At 74.1% G+C, this 19621-nt stretch carries 13 protein-coding genes; 9 read left to right on the forward strand and 4 right to left on the reverse strand.

Annotated features, from left to right (window positions below):
* From infB to VE614_RS02900, 6 genes are all read left to right on the forward strand, one after another.
* The coding region (gene infB / locus VE614_RS02875) for a translation initiation factor IF-2 (protein WP_324931399.1) at positions 1–2713 on the forward strand (2713 nt) is incomplete at its 5' end.
* Positions 2714–2912: 199 nt separating this feature from the next.
* Positions 2913–3206, forward strand: a complete 294-nt coding sequence (locus VE614_RS02880; protein WP_086173326.1) for a DUF503 domain-containing protein — start codon at positions 2913–2915, stop codon at positions 3204–3206.
* 63 nt (positions 3207–3269) lie between these two features.
* Positions 3270–3716: a 30S ribosome-binding factor RbfA gene (gene rbfA / locus VE614_RS02885; RefSeq protein WP_324931402.1), complete on the forward strand. Its 447-nt coding sequence runs from the start codon at positions 3270–3272 to the stop codon at positions 3714–3716.
* Positions 3713–4618, forward strand: coding sequence for a tRNA pseudouridine(55) synthase TruB (gene truB, locus VE614_RS02890; protein WP_324931404.1), 906 nt, complete (start codon positions 3713–3715; stop codon positions 4616–4618). Before rbfA ends, truB begins: the two co-directional genes overlap by 4 nt.
* A gap of 249 nt (positions 4619–4867) precedes the next feature.
* Positions 4868–8749, forward strand: coding sequence for a trypsin-like peptidase domain-containing protein (locus tag VE614_RS02895; protein ID WP_324931406.1), 3882 nt, complete (start codon positions 4868–4870; stop codon positions 8747–8749).
* 185 nt (positions 8750–8934) lie between these two features.
* The gene (locus tag VE614_RS02900; protein WP_324931409.1) at positions 8935–9891 is read left to right on the forward strand and encodes a bifunctional riboflavin kinase/FAD synthetase; all 957 of its coding nucleotides are present in this window, start codon (positions 8935–8937) and stop codon (positions 9889–9891) included.
* Positions 9892–9965: 74 nt separating this feature from the next.
* Here VE614_RS02900 and VE614_RS02905 read toward each other — a convergent pair whose 3' ends face one another.
* From VE614_RS02905 to eccE, 3 genes are all read right to left on the reverse strand, one after another.
* Positions 9966–13076: an SCO5717 family growth-regulating ATPase gene (locus VE614_RS02905; RefSeq protein ID WP_324931412.1), complete on the reverse strand. Its 3111-nt coding sequence runs from the start codon at positions 13074–13076 to the stop codon at positions 9966–9968.
* Positions 13077–13366: 290 nt separating this feature from the next.
* The gene (locus VE614_RS02910) at positions 13367–14170 is read right to left on the reverse strand and encodes a hypothetical protein (protein ID WP_324931415.1); all 804 of its coding nucleotides are present in this window, start codon (positions 14168–14170) and stop codon (positions 13367–13369) included.
* Positions 14170–15507 (reverse strand): type VII secretion protein EccE, encoded by a 1338-nt coding sequence (gene eccE / locus VE614_RS02915; RefSeq protein WP_324931419.1) that lies wholly within the window; start codon positions 15505–15507, stop codon positions 14170–14172. The genes VE614_RS02910 and eccE overlap by 1 nt, the downstream gene beginning before the upstream one ends.
* Before the next feature lie 207 nt (positions 15508–15714).
* Between eccE and eccB the strand changes: the two genes are divergently transcribed.
* The 3 genes from eccB to VE614_RS02930 are packed head-to-tail and all read left to right on the forward strand — an operon-like array spanning position 15715 to position 19161.
* Positions 15715–17241, forward strand: a complete 1527-nt coding sequence (eccB, locus tag VE614_RS02920; protein WP_324931422.1) for a type VII secretion protein EccB — start codon at positions 15715–15717, stop codon at positions 17239–17241.
* Positions 17242–17281: 40 nt separating this feature from the next.
* Positions 17282–18556 (forward strand): type VII secretion-associated serine protease mycosin, encoded by a 1275-nt coding sequence (mycP, locus tag VE614_RS02925; protein ID WP_324931425.1) that lies wholly within the window; start codon positions 17282–17284, stop codon positions 18554–18556.
* On the forward strand, positions 18550–19161 hold the full coding sequence (locus tag VE614_RS02930; protein ID WP_324931428.1) for a hypothetical protein: 612 nt from the start codon (positions 18550–18552) through the stop codon (positions 19159–19161). The genes mycP and VE614_RS02930 overlap by 7 nt, the downstream gene beginning before the upstream one ends.
* Positions 19162–19165: 4 nt before the next feature.
* Here VE614_RS02930 and VE614_RS02935 read toward each other — a convergent pair.
* Positions 19166–19621, reverse strand: a 456-nt coding sequence (locus VE614_RS02935; RefSeq protein ID WP_324931431.1) for a hypothetical protein, incomplete at its 5' end; no start/stop codon positions are given.

Below are 19621 nucleotides of genomic sequence, written 5' to 3' on the forward strand. Positions count from 1 at the left end.
CCCGGAGTTCACCGCTCCGCCGTCGGCTCCGGCCCCGTCCAACGCGCCCAAGCCCGGCGGTCCCCGTCCGGGTGCCCCGAAGCCCGCGGCGGCCCGTCCCGCCGCGTCCGGCCAGGACCGGCAGCAGGGCGGTCAGCGTCCCGCCGCCGCCCAGGGCGGTCAGCGTCCCGCCGCCGCCCAGGGCGGTCGTCCCGGCGGCCAGGCGTCCCGTCCGGGCGCCCGTCCGTCCGGTCCGCGCCCGGGCAACAACCCCTTCACCTCCGGCGGCAACGCCGGCATGGCGCGCCCGCAGGCGCCCCGTCCGCAGGGCGCGCCCCGGCCGGCCGCGGGCCACGGCGGCCCGGGTGCTCCCGGTGCCGGTCCCCGTCCGCAGGCGCCCGGCGCCCAGGGCGGCGGTCCGCGTCCGCAGGGTCCGGGCGGTGCCCGTCCGACCCCGGGCTCGATGCCGCGTCCGCAGGGCGGTCCCCGTCCCGGCGGCGGCCCCGCCGGCCCGCGTCCGAACCCCGGCATGATGCCGCAGCGTCCGGCTGCCGGCCCGCGTCCGGGCGGCGGTGGCCCCGGCGGCCGCGGTCCCGGTGGCGGCGGTCGTCCCGGTGGCGGCGGAGGTCGTCCGGGTGGCGGCTTCGCCGGTCGTCCGGGTGGCGGCGGCGGCGGTTTCGCCGGCCGTCCCGCCGGTCCCGGTGGTGGCGGTGGCGGTTTCGCCGGCCGTCCGGGTGGTCCCGGCGGTGGCGGCGGTGGCCGTCCCGGCTTCGGCGGCCGTCCCGGTGGTCCCGGTGGCCGCGGTGGCACGCAGGGCGCCTTCGGCCGTCCCGGTGGTCCCGCGCGTCGGGGCCGCAAGTCGAAGCGGCAGCGTCGCCAGGAGTACGAGGCCATGCAGGCCCCGAGCGTCGGCGGCGTGATGCTGCCGCGCGGCAACGGCGAGACCATCCGTCTCTCCCGCGGCGCGTCGCTCACCGACTTCGCGGAGAAGATCAACGCCAACCCGGCGTCGCTCGTCGCGGTCATGATGAACCTCGGCGAGATGGTCACCGCGACCCAGTCCGTCTCCGACGAGACCCTCCAGCTCCTCGCGGACGAGATGAACTACACGGTTCAGATCGTCAGCCCGGAGGAGGAGGACCGTGAGCTGCTCGAGTCCTTCGACATCGAGTTCGGTGAGGACGAGGGCTCCGAGGAGGACCTGGTCGTCCGTCCGCCGGTCGTGACCGTCATGGGTCACGTCGACCACGGTAAGACCCGCCTGCTCGACGCCATCCGCAAGACCAACGTCATCGCGGGCGAGGCCGGCGGCATCACCCAGCACATCGGTGCCTACCAGGTCGCGACCCAGGTCAACGACGAAGAGCGCAAGATCACCTTCATCGACACCCCGGGTCACGAGGCGTTCACCGCCATGCGTGCCCGCGGTGCGAAGTCGACCGACATCGCGATCCTCGTGGTCGCGGCGAACGACGGCGTGATGCCCCAGACCGTCGAGGCGCTCAACCACGCCAAGGCGGCCGACGTGCCGATCGTGGTCGCGGTCAACAAGATCGACGTCGAGGGTGCCGACCCGACCAAGGTGCGCGGTCAGCTGACCGAGTACGGCCTGGTGGCCGAGGAGTACGGCGGCGACACGATGTTCGTCGACATCTCCGCCAAGCAGGGTCTGCACATCGACTCGCTGCTGGAGGCCGTGATCCTCACGGCCGACGCCTCGCTCGACCTGCGGGCCAACCCGAACCAGGACGCGCAGGGCATCTCGATCGAGTCCCGTCTCGACCGCGGCCGCGGTGCCGTGGCGACGGTCCTCGTCCAGCGAGGCACGCTGCGGGTCGGCGACACGATGGTCGTGGGCGACGCCTACGGTCGTGTGCGCGCCATGCTCGACGACAACGGCAACAACGTCGCCGAGGCCGGCCCGTCGACGCCGGTCCAGGTCCTGGGCCTGACCAACGTCCCGGGCGCGGGCGACAACTTCCTGGTGGTCGACGAGGACCGTACGGCCCGTCAGATCGCCGAGAAGCGCGCCGCCCGCGAGCGCAACGCGGCCTTCGCGAAGCGCACGCGCCGCGTCTCCCTCGAGGACCTGGACAAGGTGCTCAAGGCCGGCGAGATCCAGCAGCTGAACCTGATCATCAAGGGTGACGCTTCCGGTTCGGTCGAGGCCCTCGAGTCCTCGCTGCTCCAGCTGGACGTCGGCGAAGAGGTCGACATCCGCGTCCTGCACCGCGGTGTCGGTGCGGTCACGGAGTCCGACATCGACCTGGCCATGGGCTCCGACGCCATCGTCATCGGCTTCAACGTCCGCGCGGCCGGCCGCGCGGCGCAGATGGCCGAGCGCGAGGGCGTGGACGTCCGGTACTACTCGGTCATCTACCAGGCGATCGAGGAGATCGAGGCGGCCCTCAAGGGCATGCTCAAGCCGGAGTACGAAGAGGTCGAGCTGGGCACGGCGGAGATCCGCGAGGTCTTCAAGTCGTCCAAGCTGGGCAACATCGCGGGTGTTCTCATCCGCTCCGGCGAGGTCAAGCGGAACACCAAGGCGCGCCTCATCCGCGACGGCAAGGTGGTCGCGGAGAACCTCAACATCGAGGGTCTGCGTCGCTTCAAGGACGACGTCACCGAGATCCGCGAAGGCTACGAGGGTGGTATCAACCTCGGCAACTTCAACGACATCAAGGTCGACGACGTCATCGCGACGTACGAGATGCGCGAGAAGCCGCGCGCGTAACGGCTGACGCCTGACAGTGGCCGACAGGACATCCATCCTGTCGGCCACTGCGGCTTGCCCCTCAGGGGGTGCGGGGAGCCGGGGGCGCAGCCCCCGGCAAATCCGGTCGAGCCCCCGCCCGGGGCGGGGTACCGTTCTTGGTGTCCCTGCCCGAACGGCAGGGCCATCGATCCCGTACCGGCGGGTGAACCGGTTACACATGTATGTGGGGACGCTGTCCTTCGACCTGCTCCTCGGCGACGTACGGTCGCTGAAGGAGAAGCGCTCCGTCGTCCGTCCGATCGTCGCCGAGCTCCAGCGCAAGTACGCGGTGAGCGCGGCCGAGGTGGACCATATGGACCTCCATCGGCGGGCCGTGATCGGCCTGGCCGTGGTGTCCGGCGACGCGGGGCACCTCACCGACGTACTGGACCGGTGCGAACGGCTGGTCGCCGGCCGCCCCGAGGTGGAACTGCTGTCGGTACGGCGGCGCTTCCACGGGGACGACGACTGACAGTACGACGATCGGCGACCCAGCCAGAGAACGTAAGAAGAAGAAAGAACGGGAGACGGACCAGTGGCCGACAACGCGCGGGCTAAGAGGCTGGCGGACCTCATCCGAGAGGTGGTGGCCCAGAAGCTGCAGCGCGGGATCAAGGACCCGCGGCTCGGCTCGCACGTCACCATCACGGACACGCGGGTGACGGGCGATCTGCGGGAGGCGACCGTCTTCTACACCGTGTACGGGGACGAGGAGGAGCGCCAGGCCGCCGCGGCCGGACTGGAGAGCGCCAAGGGCATCCTGCGCTCCGAGGTCGGCAGGGCGGCCGGGGTGAAGTTCACCCCGACCCTGACCTTCGTCCCCGACGCCCTGCCGGACACCGCCCGCACCATCGATGACCTCCTCGACAAGGCGCGCCAGTCCGACGAGAAGGTGCGTGAGGCCGCCTCCGGCGCGCAGTACGCCGCCGGGGCCGACCCGTACAAGAAGCCGGGCGACGACGAGGACGACATCGCCGAATGAACCGCAAGCCCACCCCGCCCGACGGCCTGGTCATCGTCGACAAGCCGTCGGGCTTCACTTCGCACGACGTCGTGGCCAAGATGCGCGGCATCGCGAAGACCCGGCGGGTCGGACACGCCGGGACCCTCGACCCCATGGCGACGGGCGTCCTCGTCCTCGGCGTGGAGCGCGCCACCAAGCTCCTCGGGCATCTCGCCCTGACGGAGAAGGAGTACCTGGGCACCATCCGCCTGGGCCAGACCACGGTCACGGACGACGCCGAGGGCGAGATCACCTCCGTCACGGACGCCTCACAGGTGACCCGGGACGCCATCGACGCCGGCATCGCCAAGCTGACCGGCGACATCATGCAGGTGCCGTCCAAGGTGAGCGCCATCAAGATCAACGGCGTGCGCTCGTACAAGCGGGCCCGTGAGGGCGAGGAGTTCGACATCCCCGCCCGCCCGGTCACCGTCCAGTCGTTCGCGGTGTACGACGTCCGGGACGCCGTCGCCGAGGACGGCACGCCCGTGCTCGACCTGGTGGTGTCGGTGGTCTGCTCCTCCGGCACCTACATCCGCGCCCTCGCCCGCGACCTGGGCGCCGGCCTGGGCGTCGGCGGCCACCTCACGGCGCTGCGCCGGACCCGTGTCGGGCCGTACAGGCTGGACGCGGCGAAGACGCTCGACCAGCTCCAGCGGGAGCTGACCGTGATGCCGATCGCCGAGGCCGCCACGGCCGCGTTCCCGCGCTGGAACGTGGACGCCAAGCGGGCCCGGCTGCTCACCAACGGTGTCCGGCTGGAGATGCCCGAGGAGTACGCCGGCGCCGGCGCGGTGGCCGTCTTCGACCCCGAGGGCCGCTTCCTGGCCCTGGTCGAGGAGCACCGGGGCAAGGCGAAGAGCCTGGCCGTCTTCGGCTGACCGGCCCCACGGGAGCCTGCCCGTGGAGCGGCGGCGGTCACGGGGTGTGGCACAGCCGCCGCTCCACGGTCCCCCCTCGGTTCCCCCTAGGGTGTATCCACCGGTCGCCCTTCGGTCACCCGTCCGGGCAGGCGCTCGGAGTGAACCGAGGGAGCGCAAGGGGGCGCGTTTGCCTCGCGAGCTGTCCCACTGATCATCCGGCCCCTACCGTCGGACCCAGGGGTACAGGCACGGCGGGGAGGTTCGACCATGGCGGCACGGGGCCGGCGGGACGGACTCCCGCCGCACGACGGGCGCGGCGACGGACTCCCGCCGCACGACGGGCGCGGCGACGGACTCCTGCCGCACGCGTACGACGAGCGGCGTCCGGTGCGCACGGACGTCCCCCACGACGCACCGCCGCCACCCCCGCGCCTCGGCGACGGCCTCGTCCGCGTCCATGACCTCGCCGGGCGCCCGCGCGGCCTGGGCGTCGTCGCCGACCACGACGGCACGGTGCTGACCAGCCACGAGACCGTCGACGGACTGCCGCGGCTCGTCCTGCGCACCGCCACCGGCGACCGCAGCTGCGTGGTGACCGCCGACGCGGTGACCCCGCTGCCCGAACGGAACCTGGCCCTCGTCCGCACCGAAGGCCTCGGCGTCGACCCGCTCCCGCTCACCGCACGGAACCGCGTCGAGACCGGCGCCTACGTCCGGATCGTCGCCGGCTGCCGACGTGAGGCCCGGGTGCTGGGCGCGACCGAGGTGACGTACACCGCCACCGACCGCGTCCACCGGTTCGGCGACGCCCTGGAACTGGCCATCGGCACCGCGGGCCGGGACGCGCTGCGGCTGGGCGGCGGGGCGGCCGGAGGACCGGTGCTGGACACCGCGACCGGCGCCGTGGTCGCCGTGGTCGGCACGGCCCTGCGGTCCGGACAGCGCGACAGCGGCTTCGCCATGTCCCTGCGGCCCGCCGCCGACGGCCCGCTGGCCGACCTGCTGGCCCGCAACGCGGCGACCGTGCCCGCCTACGGCGCCGATCTGAACCTCGCGGGAGTCCTGGAGCTGACCGCCGTCTCGCTGGGGCAGGACGGCCCGCCCGGGGTGCTGGACGGGTCCGCCGGGAGGACCGGGCCCGCGGGACCGGCCGGAGCCGAGCCGGTCGAGCGCCGGGCGATCGCACGGCACTTCGACGCCTTCACCCACGGTCCGGCCCCGGTGCTCGCCCTCGTCGGCCCGCCCGGCAGCGGTCGTACGACGGAACTCGCGGCCCTCGCCGCCCGCCGTGCCCGGGGTGCCGAACCGGCGCCCACACTGTGGCTGCGCGGCGCCGACCTCCAGGGCGACGACACCTCGATCGCCGACGCCGCCCGTCGCGCCCTGGACCGTGCCGCGCGGGTCGTCGCCACGTCCGGCCCCCGGCCCGCGCCCCTGACCTGCCTCACCCCCGAGCGGCTGGCCCGCACCGCCGGCGGCGCGGGGCGCCCCCTGCTGCTCCTGCTCGACGGCCCGGAGGAGATGCCGCCGCCTCTCGCCCACCGCCTGCCCGCCTGGACCGAGGGCACGGCGAGCTGGCTGCGGGAGGCCGGGGCGCGGCTGGTGGTGGCGTGCCGGGCGGAGTACTGGGAGACGGCGGGCGCGGAGTTCCCGGCCGAGCTGCTGTACGCCCCTGCGGCGGGGACACCCGGGGTGGGGGCGTCCGTGGCGGGTGCGGGTGCGGGTGCGGGTGCGGGTGCGGGTGCCGGTGCGGATGGGGATGCGGGTGTGGCGGGGGCGTCTGTGGCGGGCCCGGGTGTGGCGGGGGTCCTCGGTGACCGTGCGCCCGGGGTGGCTGCGCCTGTGGCCGCCGCTTCCGGGGGCAGCGCGCCTGGGGCGGGGGAGACCCCGTACGCGCCGGGGGCAGGCGTCCCCGCGGCGCGGGAGCTGTCGTACGCGCCTGCGACCGGCGCGCCGCCCATGGGGGAGACGCCGACGCCCGGTCTGCCGCCCTGTGTCCCCCTCGGCGACCTCACCGACGCGGAGGCCCGGCAGGCCCGTGCCCGCTACGGCATCGCCGACACCGTGCTCGCCGAACCCGACGTCCGGCACCCGCTCACCCTCCGGCTGCTCGCCGAGGTCCGCGCCGCCGTCCCCGGCGCGCCCTGCGCCGTCCCCCTCGACCACCACGACGTCTTCTCCGCCTACCTGGACCTGATGTGCCTGCGCGTCGCCGAGCGGCTGGCCGCCGGGAACGGTCTGCGCGGCGCCGCCGTGCGCCGGCTGGCCGCCAAGGTCTCCGGCCAGGTGCACGAGGCCGCCCGCCGCAGCCTCGGCCCCGCCCAGGGCGAACTGGACCGCCAGGCGTTCGAGGCGGTCTTCCCCCGGGGACCCGCCTCCGCCCGGCTCGGCGGCGGCACCGGCTGGGCCTCCGCCGTCCTCGCCGAGGGCCTGCTGGTGCCCGCGGGCGACGGCTACCGCTTCGCCCACGAGGAGTTCGCCGACTGGATCCAGGGCATGCACCTCGACCTCGACGAGGCCCTGCGCGCCCTGGTCCACCGTCCGGGCACGCCCGGGCCGGCCGCTCCGCCGGCCGTCCCGCACCACCGCATCGGCCCGGTCGCGCAGGCCCTGCTGTTCGTCGCCCGGCACCAGGGCACCTCGCGACTCGCCCGCCGACTGGCCGAGTTGGCGCACGCCCTGGACGTCGACCCGCACTCCTGGTGGGCCGCCCGGCTGCTCACCGAGACGCTGCGGCGCGTCCCCGACGCCATCCCCTACCTCCCCGTGCTGCGGCTGCTCGCCGACAGCGTCGTCGACTGGAAACGCCAACTGCGTCCCGTTCCCGACGCGTTCGGGCCAGGTTTCTGGGCCGGGCTGCGGCTGCCGGTCGGCGAGCGCCTCGACCTGCTGCGCCGCCTGGTCCTCGCCGACCCCGCCCCGCACGCCGTCCCCGGACCCCGCTACCTGGACGCCGTCGCGCGGCTCCTCGCCGCCGCCCCCACCGCCGTACAGCGACGGCTCGTGCGCTGGTTCGACGACGAGCGTCCGCTGCCCGCGACGCCGCACGCCACCGTGGCGGCGGCCGCGCAGGCCCTCCTGCACACCCATCGGCACCGGGCCCTGGACGACCTGACCGACGTCCTGGCCGACAGCGGGCACGAACGCGCCGGCGAACTCCTGGCCGTGCTCGCCGAGGAGGAACCGACGGCCGTCTGCCGGGCCGTGGACCGCTGGGCGCGCGACGAGCGGCCCGCGCGGCGGCTGGCCGCGGTGACGTACGGGCTGCGCGCCGCGCCCCACGTCCACGACGAGGCCGACCGCGAGCTGCTGCGCTACGCCGCCCTCGCGCTGCTCGCCCGCCCCGGCGACGGCACCCTGCACGGCGGCGCGCTCGGGCTGCTCGTCCGGGACCCCCGCACCCGCGCCCACCACCTCCCGAGAGCCCTCGACCTCTTCCGCGCGGGCGACCCGCACCTTCCGCCGAGCGCCCTGGCCGCCGCTCTGCCCACCCACCCCGAGCCGGTCCTCGAGGCCTTCCGCGCCCGGCTCCTGCGCGCCGACGGCGCCGCCGAGCCGCAGGACCGCCCCGGCGGCGGCGCCGAACTGCTGCCCGCCCTCGCGGACGCCGCACCCCCCGACCTGGTCCGCCCGGTCGCCGCCCTGGTCCGCGAGACCGTGACCCTGCGCCCGGACCTCGCCGGGCCCGTCGCCACGTACGCCGACCACCGGCTGGAGGCCGGGCCGGCCGCCCGCGCCCTGGTGATCCCGCTGGTCACCGAACTGCTCGACGGCGGTCCCGGCCCGCTGCGGGCCGCCCTCGCCGCCGTACTGGCCGCTCCCGGGGCCCCGCGCCGCGAGCTGCGCGACCTCCTACTGGCCGAGGAGCGCGATCCGGCCGTCCTGGAGGTGCTGCTGCGGGCCGCCGCCCGGCAGGCCCCGAACGATCTGCGCGAGCTGGTCCACGGCCTCGGCGTGCGGCTGGTGCGCACCCCCGCCGGGGCGACCCGCTACGACCGGTGCCTGGTCGACCTGGCCCGTGAGGTGCCCGGATTCGCCGCGCGCATGGCCGGCTGGCTGGCCGGGGCGCCCGGTGACTGGGCCGCGCTCGTCGGCCCGAGCACCCGCCGGACGCTGGAGCATCTGGCGGGCGTACGGGTGCCCGCGTGAGCGCACGGCGCACGCCGCGGGGTGCGGCGATCCGTGTCCCGCCGGGTGCGGCGATCCGTGCCGTGCCGGGTGCGACGGGTCACAGGGACCATGCCGATGCGGGCGGCGGGCACCCGGCATGGCACCCTTAGACCTGCGTAAGAGGCATCCGTAAGAGTCAGACACGGGTTCGAGGAGCGGTCACAGTGCAGCGCTGGCGTGGCTTGGAGGACATCCCCCAGGACTGGGGGCGCAGCGTCGTCACCATCGGCTCCTACGACGGAGTCCACCGCGGACACCAGCTGATCATCCGGCACGCCGTGGAACGCGCCCGCGAGCTGGGCGTGCCCGCCGTCGTGGTCACCTTCGACCCGCACCCCAGCGAGGTCGTCCGCCCCGGCAGCCACCCGCCGCTGCTCGCCCCGCACCACCGCCGCTGCGAACTGATGGCGGAGCTGGGCGTGGACGCGGTGCTGATCCTGCCGTTCACCACCGAGTTCTCGAAGCTGTCCGCGGCCGACTTCGTGGTCAAGGTCCTGGTCGACAAGCTGCACGCCAGGGCAGTCGTCGAGGGCCCCAACTTCCGCTTCGGCCACCGCGCCGCGGGCGATGTCGCGTTCCTCGCCGAGCAGGGCAAGACCTACGACTTCGAGGTCGAGGTCGTCGATCTGTACGTCACCGGAGAGGCGGGCGGCGGCGAGCCGTTCTCCTCCACCCTGACCCGGCGGCTCGTCGCCGAGGGCGATGTGGCGGGCGCAGCCGAGATCCTCGGCCGGCCGCACCGCGTCGAGGGCATCGTGGTACGCGGCGCCCAGCGCGGCCGCGAACTCGGCTTCCCGACGGCCAACGTGGAGACCCTGCCGCACACCGCGATCCCCGCCGACGGCGTCTACGCCGGCTGGCTGCACGCCCAGGGCGAGGCGATGCCGGCCGCCATCTCCGTCGGTACCAACCCGCAGTTCGACGGCACCGAGCGCACGGTGGAGGCGTACGCCATCGACCGCGAGGGCCTCGATCTGTACGGCCTCCATGTCGCCGTCGACTTCCTCGCCTTCGTCCGCGGACAGGCGAAGTTCGAGACGCTGGACGCTCTGCTGGAGCAGATGGCGAAGGACGTGCAGCGGTGCAGGGAGCTGGTGTCTGCGGCGGAGACCGCCGAGTAGCCGGACCTGGGACGTGCAGGCGGCCGGTGCCTGGGGGCACCGGCCGCCTTTGTCATGAGCGGGGGAGGGGCGGGCTACTGCTGGGGCGGAGCCTCAGGTCCGCCCGGCTGCTCCGGGTGCCCCGGCTGGCCTGACTGGCCCGGGTGCCCCGGCTGGCCCGGGTGCCCCGGCTGCTGGCCCGGCTGGGGGTAGCCCGGCTGGTGCGGGTACGGCTGGCCGGGCTGCTGGGGATAGGGCTGCTGGCCGGGGTGTCCCGGCTGCCCCGGGTGGGCGTAGGGCTGGGCCGGGGCGTAGGGCTGCTGGCCGGGGTGGGCGTACTGGCCGGGCTGGGCGCCGGGCATCGGCTGGCCGGGCACCGGCGGCTGGCCCGGGATCGGCTGGTCCGGCACGGGCTGGCCGGGGAACGGCTGCCCGGGGAACGGCTGGCCCGGCATCGGCTGGCCGGGCATCGGCGGGGCCGCCACGGGGGGCGGGTTGCCGTCGCTGGTCCACAGGCCCTGCGCCTGCTGGTGGCGGGCGAAGTCCTCGGCGACCATGGCCGCGAGGTTGAAGTACGCCTCGCGCACCTTAGGCCGCATCATGTCGAGGTCGACCTCGGCACCGGCGGCCAGATGCTCGTCGAAGGGCACGACCACCACGCCCCGGCAGCGGGTCTCGAAGTGCGCCACGATGTCCTCGACCTTGATCATTTTGCCGGTCTCGCGGACACCGGAGATGACGGTGATCGAGCGGGACACCAGGTCGGCGTACCCGTGCGCGGACAGCCAGTCCAGGGTGGTGCTCGCGCTGCTCGCGCCGTCGACGGACGGAGTGGAGATGATGATGAGCTGGTCGGCGAGGTCGAGCACCCCGCGCATGGCGCTGTAGAGCAGACCGGTGCCCGAGTCGGTGAGGATGATCGGATACTGCCGGCCGAGGACGTCGATCGCGCGCCGGTAGTCCTCGTCGTTGAACGTCGTGGAGACGGCCGGGTCGACGTCGTTGGCGATGATCTCCAGGCCGGAGGGGGCCTGCGAGGTGAACCGCCGGATGTCCATGTACGAGTTGAGGTACGGGATCGCCTGGACGAGGTCACGGATCGTGGCCCCGGTCTCGCGGCGCACCCGGCGGCCGAGCGTACCGGCGTCCGGGTTGGCGTCGATGGCGAGGATCTTGTCCTGCCGCTCGATGGCCAGCGTGGACCCCAGCGCGGTGGTCGTGGTGGTCTTGCCGACGCCGCCCTTCAGGCTGATGACCGCGATGCGGTAGCAGGACAGCACCGGGGTGCGGATCAGCTCCAGCTTGCGCTGCCGCTCGGCCTCCTCCTTCTTCCCGCCCAGCTTGAACCGGCCGCCGCCGGCCGTCGGACGGCTGCTCTTCGCCTTCTGCTTCCTGCTGTTGAGCAGCCGGTCGGAGGACAGCTCCACGGCCGCCGTGTAACCGAGCGGCGCCGCGCCGGGGTTGGTGGGCTGCCGCTGGTCGTGCTGCACCGGCTGCGGCCACGCGGCACCGGAGCGGGGGTCGACGGGGGGCTGGGCGAACGGCGGTTGCGCGAACGGGGGTTGGGGCTGCGGGGCCGCCTGGTGCGGGGGAGTCTGAGGGCTCTGCGGGTTCTGGGCGGTCTGCGGGTTCTGGGCGGTCTGCGGGTTCTGCGGGTGCTCGGACTGCACCGGCGGCTGGCCCTGAACGGGCTGCCGGCCCTGCGGCTGCGGCTGCTGTGGGAAGCCGTAACCGCCGGGCTGCGGCTGCGGGAAGCCGTACCCGCCTTGCGCGTTGGGGGCGGGCGGGGCGGGCGTGCCGTTCGGGTGGGGGAAGCCGTAGCCCCCCTGGGCCGGGGGCATACCGGGCTGCGGGAAGCCGTAGCCGGGCTGCGCCGGGGGCATGGGAGCGGCGGGGGCGGCCTGGTCCGGCGCGGGCGCCTGGCTCCAGGCGGCGGGCGCGGGCTGGGGCGCCTGCGGCTGGAACGGCGGCTGCGGCTGCCCCGGTTGGCCGGGCTGCTGGGGGTAGGGCTGCTGGGGGTAGGACGGCTGGCCCGGGACGGCCGAGGGCTGCGGCCGGCCCTGGTGCTGCGCGGGCCACTGGGCGGCCGGCGCCGGAGCGGCGGGCTGGTACGACGGCGGGAGCGGCGGCACACCCGGCTGGGCCGGCGGAGGAGTCCAGGCTGCGGCGTCCTGCGGGGCGGCGTGCTGCGGAGCGGTCGCGGAGGGCTGGGGCTCGGCGGGAGCGGGCTGGGCGCCCTCGGAGGCCTGAGCCTGGGCCTCGCCCGGCTGGGCAGCGGCGTCCTCGGCGGCGGGGGCCATGGAGGCCTCGGCGTCCGGGGTCCCGGCAGCGGCGTCAGGGGCGGGGACCGCCTCCGGCTCGGCCGCCGAAGGGGCCGTGGCCTCCTCCTCGTTGCTCTCGGACTCGTTCGCGGCCGTGGTGTCGTCGTCCGCGTCCGCCGGCGGAGCGGTGGTGTCCTCGTCGGCGTTCTCAGCGGCGGCGGCAGCGGCGGGGGCGGCAGCGGCGTCGGCCTGGTCGTCACCCTCGACGGCGCCCTCGCCCGCGCCCTCGCGGGCGGCGGCGTCCTCGTCGGCAGCCTTCTGCTCGCCCTCGCCCTCGCCCTCGCCCTCGCCTTCGGAGTCGGCGGCAGCCGCGGCCAGCTCCTCGATCTCCCGCTTCAGCGCCACCGCGGAGAACCGCATCGTCGCGCCGCTCTCCAAGTCACCGTTGCCGGAGCCGTCTTCGTCCGAGGCCGCCGGAGCGGGAATCGGTGCCTGCGGCTCGGGCTGCGAGGGCTGCTGGGCCTGCGAGGCCTGCTGGGGCTCGAAGCCGCTGCCCTCCGGCAGCCTGGGCAGCGGCAGGGGGCTCCCCGTGGGCGGCGTGGGCGCGGGAGCGGGGGTGGGCGCGGCGAACGGAGCGGGCGGAGTCGGGTGGGCCGGGGGCGTCACGCCGGGCGCGGTCGTGGGTGGGACGGACGGCACCGGGGGAGCGGAGGGAGCGGACGGAGCGACTGGAGCGGCGGGAGGCGGAACCGCGGCCCCCGACGTTCCCGAGCCCCCGGGAAATCCCGCCCCGTCGGAGCCCCCCGACGCGTTCTGCGTGTACCAGGCAGGCGGTGCGTAGTCGATGGTGAACTCGCCGGTCGTCTCGACGGCGGCCTCCGCGTCGGGCTGGTCATCGCCGGGCGTCGCCCAGCCCCCGCGGATCCCGTCCCGATCGCTGCTCACAGTTCCTCCTGGTGTGGTCGAGCACCCTCGTAGCGTGCTGGGGCGACCATTGCTGTCGTTCGATTCATGGGCTGTCCCCCCGGGTCACCCCCGAGTCACCCCCGGAACGCGCTTCACCCTGTACCGGGTACTCGCTGCGTGCCCCGCCCCAGCCTAATCAAGAAAGGGGCGGGCAGGGCAGGCGCGTCTGCCCGCTGATGCACGTCCGGAACAAAGCGGGGTGGTCGTCCTCGAATCGGCAGCCGCGGCGGGCGGCGCCGCGCCGGTTCCGCCGCCTCGTCCCGGCCCGGTCAGTCCATCCGGCGGGCCACGCCCAGCAGTCCGACCTCGGCGTCCGTGGGCTGCGTGACCACGTACTGGCGGTCGCCGTCCGTACACCACAGGGTGACGCCGTCGGCGAGGGTGGGCAGCGGTTCGTACTCGGCGCGGGGCAGGCCGATGACCCGCCCTATCTCGGCCGCCTCGTCCGGTGACACCCGCTGCACGCCGACCACGCGGGCCTGCCGCATCAACCGGGGCGCCACCGGGCTCAGATAGGGCAGCAGGGTGAGCACCGACTGCCAGGGCGCCGAGACCACGCGTCCGCGCGGCGGGCGCATGCCGCAGTCCCTGATGACCAGGACCGGGCTGCCCGCCGAGGCGCCGAGCGGAGGAACCCGGCCCACGTCGTGCACGGTCATCCCGGACTGGCCGCCGCCGACCGCCTGGACGACCTGCGCCCAGTGCTGGGCGCGGCCGGTCTCGACGGCGACCCGCGCGCCGGTCGCCGCGGCGCGCAGCGCGAGCACCTGAGCCGTCCACAGGCCGCCGATCAGCAGCACGTCGTACGGGGTCGGGCGGTTCACCCCCAGCACGGCGGGCTGCCCCTCCGCGGTGACGCCGGCGACGACGCCGTCGTCACCGATGGGCAGCGTCAGGGTGTCGAACTCGTCGATGGACAGCGTGTGCCGCGGATGCCGGGGACCGAGCAGCCCGAAGCCGGTGCGCAGCCGCTCCGCGAACCCGGCGGGCCGCGTCGTGCCGTCGGCGCCCGTCGAGGGGATGCCCGCGGCGGGGGTGCGGGGGGTGGCGGTCGGAGTGGACATGGCAGCCATCAGCGGGCACCTCCGAGCGGCAGGGTGGCCAGAACTCCGGGCAGTTGCTCCCGGTCCAGACGGGCGAGCCCGGTCCGCGCCTGCCGAGCCACGCGCTCCAGTTCCCGGCGGGAGGCGGCCAGCTCGGTGCTGCTCCGCCCGGTCACGCGCACGTGCCCGGTGACCGAGACCTCCCGCTGTCCGCCGCGGGCCAGCGTCAGACTGAGCGTCGTCGCCAGCGCGGGCACCGCGGTCAACTGCGCCACCAGCTCCGGCAGTCCGGGACCGGAACCGCCGAGCGGGGGCCAGCGGCGCACCCAGTACGTGGTGTGTCTGCGGTTGTCGCAGCGCCAGCTGCGGCTGGTCTCCTCGGTCCGCCGCCGGGGCGTCTCGCTCTGCCCGGCCTGGGCGGTCACCATCGGGTTGGCGCAGGCGGAGGTGGCGATGGCGGACGTCACCTCCTCCTCGGTGAGCACGGTGACCCGGAACCCGGCGCCGGTCAGCCGGCTCGCCAGGTGCTCCGCCGAGCGGACCAGGCACTTCTGGGCGCCGACGAGTCCGCCGCCGCGGGCGGCCACGGCCTCCGGGCACAGCTCGGGGTCCAGCTTCAGCGCGATCCACATGATGCGGACCGCGGGGGAGGCGCTCTGAGCCTGGAGCTGTGTGTAGTTGGTCACCACGACCGACTGCTGGGGCAGATGCGGCGCGGGCGCGGGCTGGGTGTGCAGCACCACCTGTGCGGATTCCAGGCGGATTCCGTCGACATCCAGTGCGTCCCGCACCAGGGCGAGCGGCAGCGGCCGGCGGCTGCGCTCGGCGCGCAGGGCGCCGAAGTCCGCCTCCACCTGGAGGACCGCGGTCAGGAAACCGCCGTCGCCGACCATGCCCACGGGGCGCTGGTCACGGTCGTTGCCGCGGCTGTAGCTGTACGTCCGCAGGCTCGGGTCGCACTCGACGGCGGGGGCGAGACCGGAGTCGGTGCCCGGCGCCACCGGGGTGTTCGCGGCCTTGCGACGGCGCGCGCGCAGCGCCTGCACACCGGCCAGCCACTCGGGCAGGGAGCGCCCCCGGCGCCGTACCAGCGCCAGAACCACCAGGATCGCGGCGACGACGGCGGCCGGGACCAGCGCGTACGTCCCGATCACCCAGCCGCACACCACGAGCGCCGCCGCCAGCTCCAGCAGCACCAGCCGCTGCACGGCGAACGAACCCCCGCGCCCCGACCGGGCCCTGAGATGCGGCGTGACAGCGCCTGCGGGGGCGGCCGGGCCGCGGGATCCCGCCGGACCGGCGCTGCCCGATCGGCCCGATCGTGACCGCGATTGCGATCGCGACCGGGTCCGCGGTGCGGAAGCCATCACTCCAAAACCCCCGAATCTCTGCCGAAAACCCTTGTCCACACGCTCCTGCGAGTCCTGAGCGCCCTACCCATGACACACGCACGTCCACGCAACAGGCATAGTAGGGGCCGGGTCTGACAACCGAGGCACCAGAGGCACACCACGGGCGGGCGACGGAACTATCACCGTCCCCAGGGCTCCGCAACGGGGAGAGAGCGGACACAGATGGCATCACGCCGCGATGAACTCAACGCCTACACCTTCGCGAAGCGTCGCACACTCGCGTCGTTCCTGCGGCCTTCGCCGTCGGGCTCGGAGGAGGGCGCGCCGAAGCCGCTGAGCGCGGTGTGGCCCGGCCTGGTCGTCGGTGTGGTGATCCTCGCGGTGTTCGGCGCCATCGGCCTCTTCAGCCCCACCGCGCCCCGCGGCTGGGACACCCCGGGCGAACACGTCATCGTCGCCAGCGACTCGACCACCCGTTACGTCGTCCTGAAGACGAAGGGCGAGAAGCAGCTGCACCCGGTGCTCAACATGGCGTCCGCGAAACTGCTCCTCAACCCCGACAAGAACAGCATCATCACGGTCGACGAGAAGGTCCTCGACAGCGGCAAGCCCCCGCACGGCGCCACCATCGGCATCCCGTACGCCCCCGACCGGCTGCCCTCCGCGGGCGAGGCGGAGACCGCCAAGCGCTGGGCGGTCTGCGAGCGCCCGAGCGACGGCGGCCGCGCCATCCAGAAGGCCGCGTTCGTGCTCGCCGAGAAGGAGTGGGCGAAGACCGAGGGCCGCAACAAGCTCTCCGGCGGCGACCTGATGTACGTCGTCGGCCCGGACGGCAGGAGCCAGTACGTCGTCGACTCCCGAGGCTGGGCCTACCCGCTCGGAGACCCCGACGACAAGGAACTCCTCAAGGCCCTCGACACCCAGAGCCGCGCCCCGCAGCGCGTCTCCCAGGACTGGCTCGACACCCTGCACAAGGGCGACCCGCTGGAGATCCCGGCGATCGACGGAACTCCCGGTGCCCCGGCGAACGCCTCCGACAGCCTCGGCCAGTACGACAAGGTCGGCATGGTCATCAAGGCGTACGACGGCACGCGCATGCAGTACTACGTCGTCCTGCGCGGCGAGGTCGCCAAGATCACCGAGTTCACCGCCACCCTCCTGCTGAACAGCGGCAAGCTCGTCGCCGTCGGCCAGACCGGCGAGGCCCAGCAGGTCAGCCCCGGCGCGGTCGTCGACAGCACCACCTTCCTCGGTGACAGGAAGTGGCCGGCGTACAAGCCGAAGACGGTCAACAACGGCTCCAGCGCCACCAGCGGCCGCAACACCGTCTGCAACGTGCTGCGCTCGGTGAACGCCAAGACCGGTGTGACCACCCTGTCCACCTGGGTGGGCACCGACTTCCCCGCGCAGCTGCCCACCGGCTCCTCCAGCGCGTACGTCACGCCCGGCTCCGGCCAGCTCTACCGCCAGTTCCAGGGCCAGGAGACCAAGGCCGGCAGCGTCTTCCTGGTCACCGACACCGGCCTGCGCTACGCGCTGCAGTCCAACAGCGACAGCGCCACCGAGGACAAGGGCATCGGCACCTCCGCCGAGCAGCGCAAGCAGCGGCTGGCCGAAGCGAAGATCGCCCAGACCCGGCTCGGCTACGAGAAGGTCGTCCCCACGCCCGTCCCCGTGGCCTGGTCGAGGTTCCTGCCCACCGGCCCGCGCCTGTCCGAGGCGGCGGCGCGGCAGCCGCAGGGCTCGTAGCGGACGGCGCCCGGTAGGAAGCCGGTAGGAGAGCGAACCGATGCTGAAGGCAGCCGACATGAGGCCCAAGGGCCGCACCCGCACGGTCGTGGCGACCCTGCTCGCCACCACCGCCCTCACGGCGACGACACAACTCGCCCTCCCGGCCCCCGAGGCGCGGGCGGACGACAGCGGTCAGTGCACGTTCCCGTCGAAGAAGTACGAGGGCCGCCCCTGGGCGCTGCAGCGCGTCAACCTCGACGAGCTGTGGGCCCAGTCGAAGGGCAAGGGCGTCCAGGTCGCGGTCATCGACACCGGTGTCGACATCAAGAACCCCCAGCTCACCCAGGCCGTCGACGTCTCCAAGGGCAAGAACCTCCTGCCCCCGAAGAACAAGAAGGGCGAGGAGATCGAACGCGGCAACGCCAGCGGTACGACGGACACCGTCGGCCACGGCACCCGTGTCGCCGGCATCATCGCCGCCCGCCCCGCCGAGGGAACCGGCTTCGTGGGCCTGGCCCCCGAGGCCACCATCATCCCGATCAAGCAGAACGACGCGGAGGGCAACGGAACGGCGAAGACCCTCGCGCAATCCATCGACCACGCCGTGGACGTGGGCGCCGGCGTCATCAACATCTCCCAGGACACCGCCAACGCGGTGAGGCCCCACGAGAGCCTGGAACAGGCCGTGCAGCGTGCCCTCGACCAGAACGTCGTCGTGGTCGCCTCGGCCGGCAACGACGGCCTCGGCGGCAACGTCAAGGTCACCTACCCGGCGTCGTACGAAGGCGTCCTCGCGGTGGCCTCCTCCGACCGCAACAACGAACGCGCCCCCTTCTCCCAGTCGGGCGACTTCGTGGGCGTGGCCGCCCCCGGTGTCGACATGATCTCCACCGTCCCCGGCAACGGCCACTGCTCCGACAACGGCACCAGCTTCTCCGCCCCCTACGTCGCCGGAGTGGCCGCCCTGCTGAAGGCCAAGTACCCGAAGTGGACGGCCCGGCAGATCGTCGCCCAGATCGAGCAGACCGCGGAACGCACCATCCCCGGCCACGACCGCCTGGTCGGGTGGGGCGTCGTCGACCCGGTCAAGGCCCTCACCGACGTCGACCCGGCCCACCCCGTCGAGTCGCCCCGCCCCGAGCGCAACCTCACCGGCGCGCAGGCCCCCTCGGTCGCCCCCGTCCACTTCGGTGAGACGGCCGACGAACGCAACACCCGCCTGGGCACCTACGTGGTCGTCGGCGGCCTCGTCCTCGCCGCGGGACTGAGCGGCACGGCGATCGCGATACGGGACGCCCGCCGCCGAAGGGGCCTCGGAGGCCCGGCATGCTGACGAAACTGTCCGTGTTCCTCTTCGTCCTCGCGGCCCTGCTGCTCCTGATGGCCTGCGTCAAGGCGGACCGCGTCCGCGGCTGGCGCGAATCGCTCAACCCGTCCGCCCCCGACATCCCCGACGCGGCCTTCGTCGTGGCCCGCCTCGCCCTGCTCGGCGTCGCGGTGGGCTGCGTCGTGACGGGCGTGCGGGGACTGGGCGTCGAGGACGCCTCGAAGTGGAGCGACGACGAGCTGAAGAGCGCCGTGGCCGGTGCGACGGCGGCGCTGGACGGCAGCTACACCTACGGCGGTCCGCTGGACGACGGCGAACCCGTCGACTTCGACGGCGAGTACACCAGGACGATCGAGGACGAGATCGCAGAGCACGGCGGCGGCGATGCCCCCGGAGACGGCGTGGACGCCGAACTCACCGGCACCGCGACAGCCGACGAGGCCCGGTACCGGATCACCGCGAGCGGGTCAGGGACCTCGTTCTGCATGCACGTGAAGCGCGTCCACAAGGGCTACATCGAGACGGTCGTCCCCGGCCTGTCCGGGGACGACGCGGTGGTGAAGGAGCCGAAGTACACCTTCACCGTGTCGAGCCGGGCAGGGGAGTGCTGACGCGTCAGGAGACGTCGCCCAGAGTGGCGGAAGGCGTCTTGCCGCGCTGAGCCTGTGCGGCGCGTTCGGCGAAGACGGTGGCGAACTTCTTCAGTGGGCTCTGCACATCGATGCCGGCCCCCGCCTCGCCCACCGTCACCATGATGACGCTGCCCACCCGGACCTGGGAGATCATGGTCCGCGCCCCTTCCCCGCCAGAGGCACTCAAGGCGCTCACGGCGTCCCTCTGGTCCCCGATCTTCCCGAGGTTCAGCTCGCGAGGTTCGATGCTCTGCCCGCGCCAGGCCTTCCAGACGGGTTCGTATGCCGACTGCGCCGCAGCCGAGTCCTCGTACGCCATGAGAACGAAATCAACCTTCGGCTTCCCCGTTCCATAGAGAGCCGAGACCCCGGTGACGCGCGTCTTCGCGCACTCCTCAGGTCCCTCGTAACACCGGGCGACCCCGAGCTCCCGCGCCTT

Origin of the sequence: Streptomyces sp., from assembly GCF_035645055.1 — a bacterium.
In the GTDB taxonomy this organism is placed as follows: domain Bacteria; phylum Actinomycetota; class Actinomycetes; order Streptomycetales; family Streptomycetaceae; genus Streptomyces.

Excerpts from the sequence above, each read along its gene's own strand:
- VE614_RS02880 (WP_086173326.1), top strand. The coding sequence starts at position 2,913 with ATGTATGTGGGGACGCTGTCCTTCGACCTGCTCCTCGGCGACGTACGG.
- truB (WP_324931404.1), top strand. The coding sequence starts at position 3,713 with ATGAACCGCAAGCCCACCCCGCCCGACGGCCTGGTCATCGTCGACAAG.
- VE614_RS02895 (WP_324931406.1), top strand. The coding sequence starts at position 4,868 with ATGGCGGCACGGGGCCGGCGGGACGGACTCCCGCCGCACGACGGGCGC.
- VE614_RS02910 (WP_324931415.1), bottom strand. The coding sequence starts at position 14,170 with ATGGCTGCCATGTCCACTCCGACCGCCACCCCCCGCACCCCCGCCGCG.
- eccE (WP_324931419.1), bottom strand. The coding sequence starts at position 15,507 with ATGGCTTCCGCACCGCGGACCCGGTCGCGATCGCAATCGCGGTCACGA.
- eccB (WP_324931422.1), top strand. The coding sequence starts at position 15,715 with ATGGCATCACGCCGCGATGAACTCAACGCCTACACCTTCGCGAAGCGT.
- mycP (WP_324931425.1), top strand. The coding sequence starts at position 17,282 with ATGCTGAAGGCAGCCGACATGAGGCCCAAGGGCCGCACCCGCACGGTC.
- VE614_RS02930 (WP_324931428.1), top strand. The coding sequence starts at position 18,550 with ATGCTGACGAAACTGTCCGTGTTCCTCTTCGTCCTCGCGGCCCTGCTG.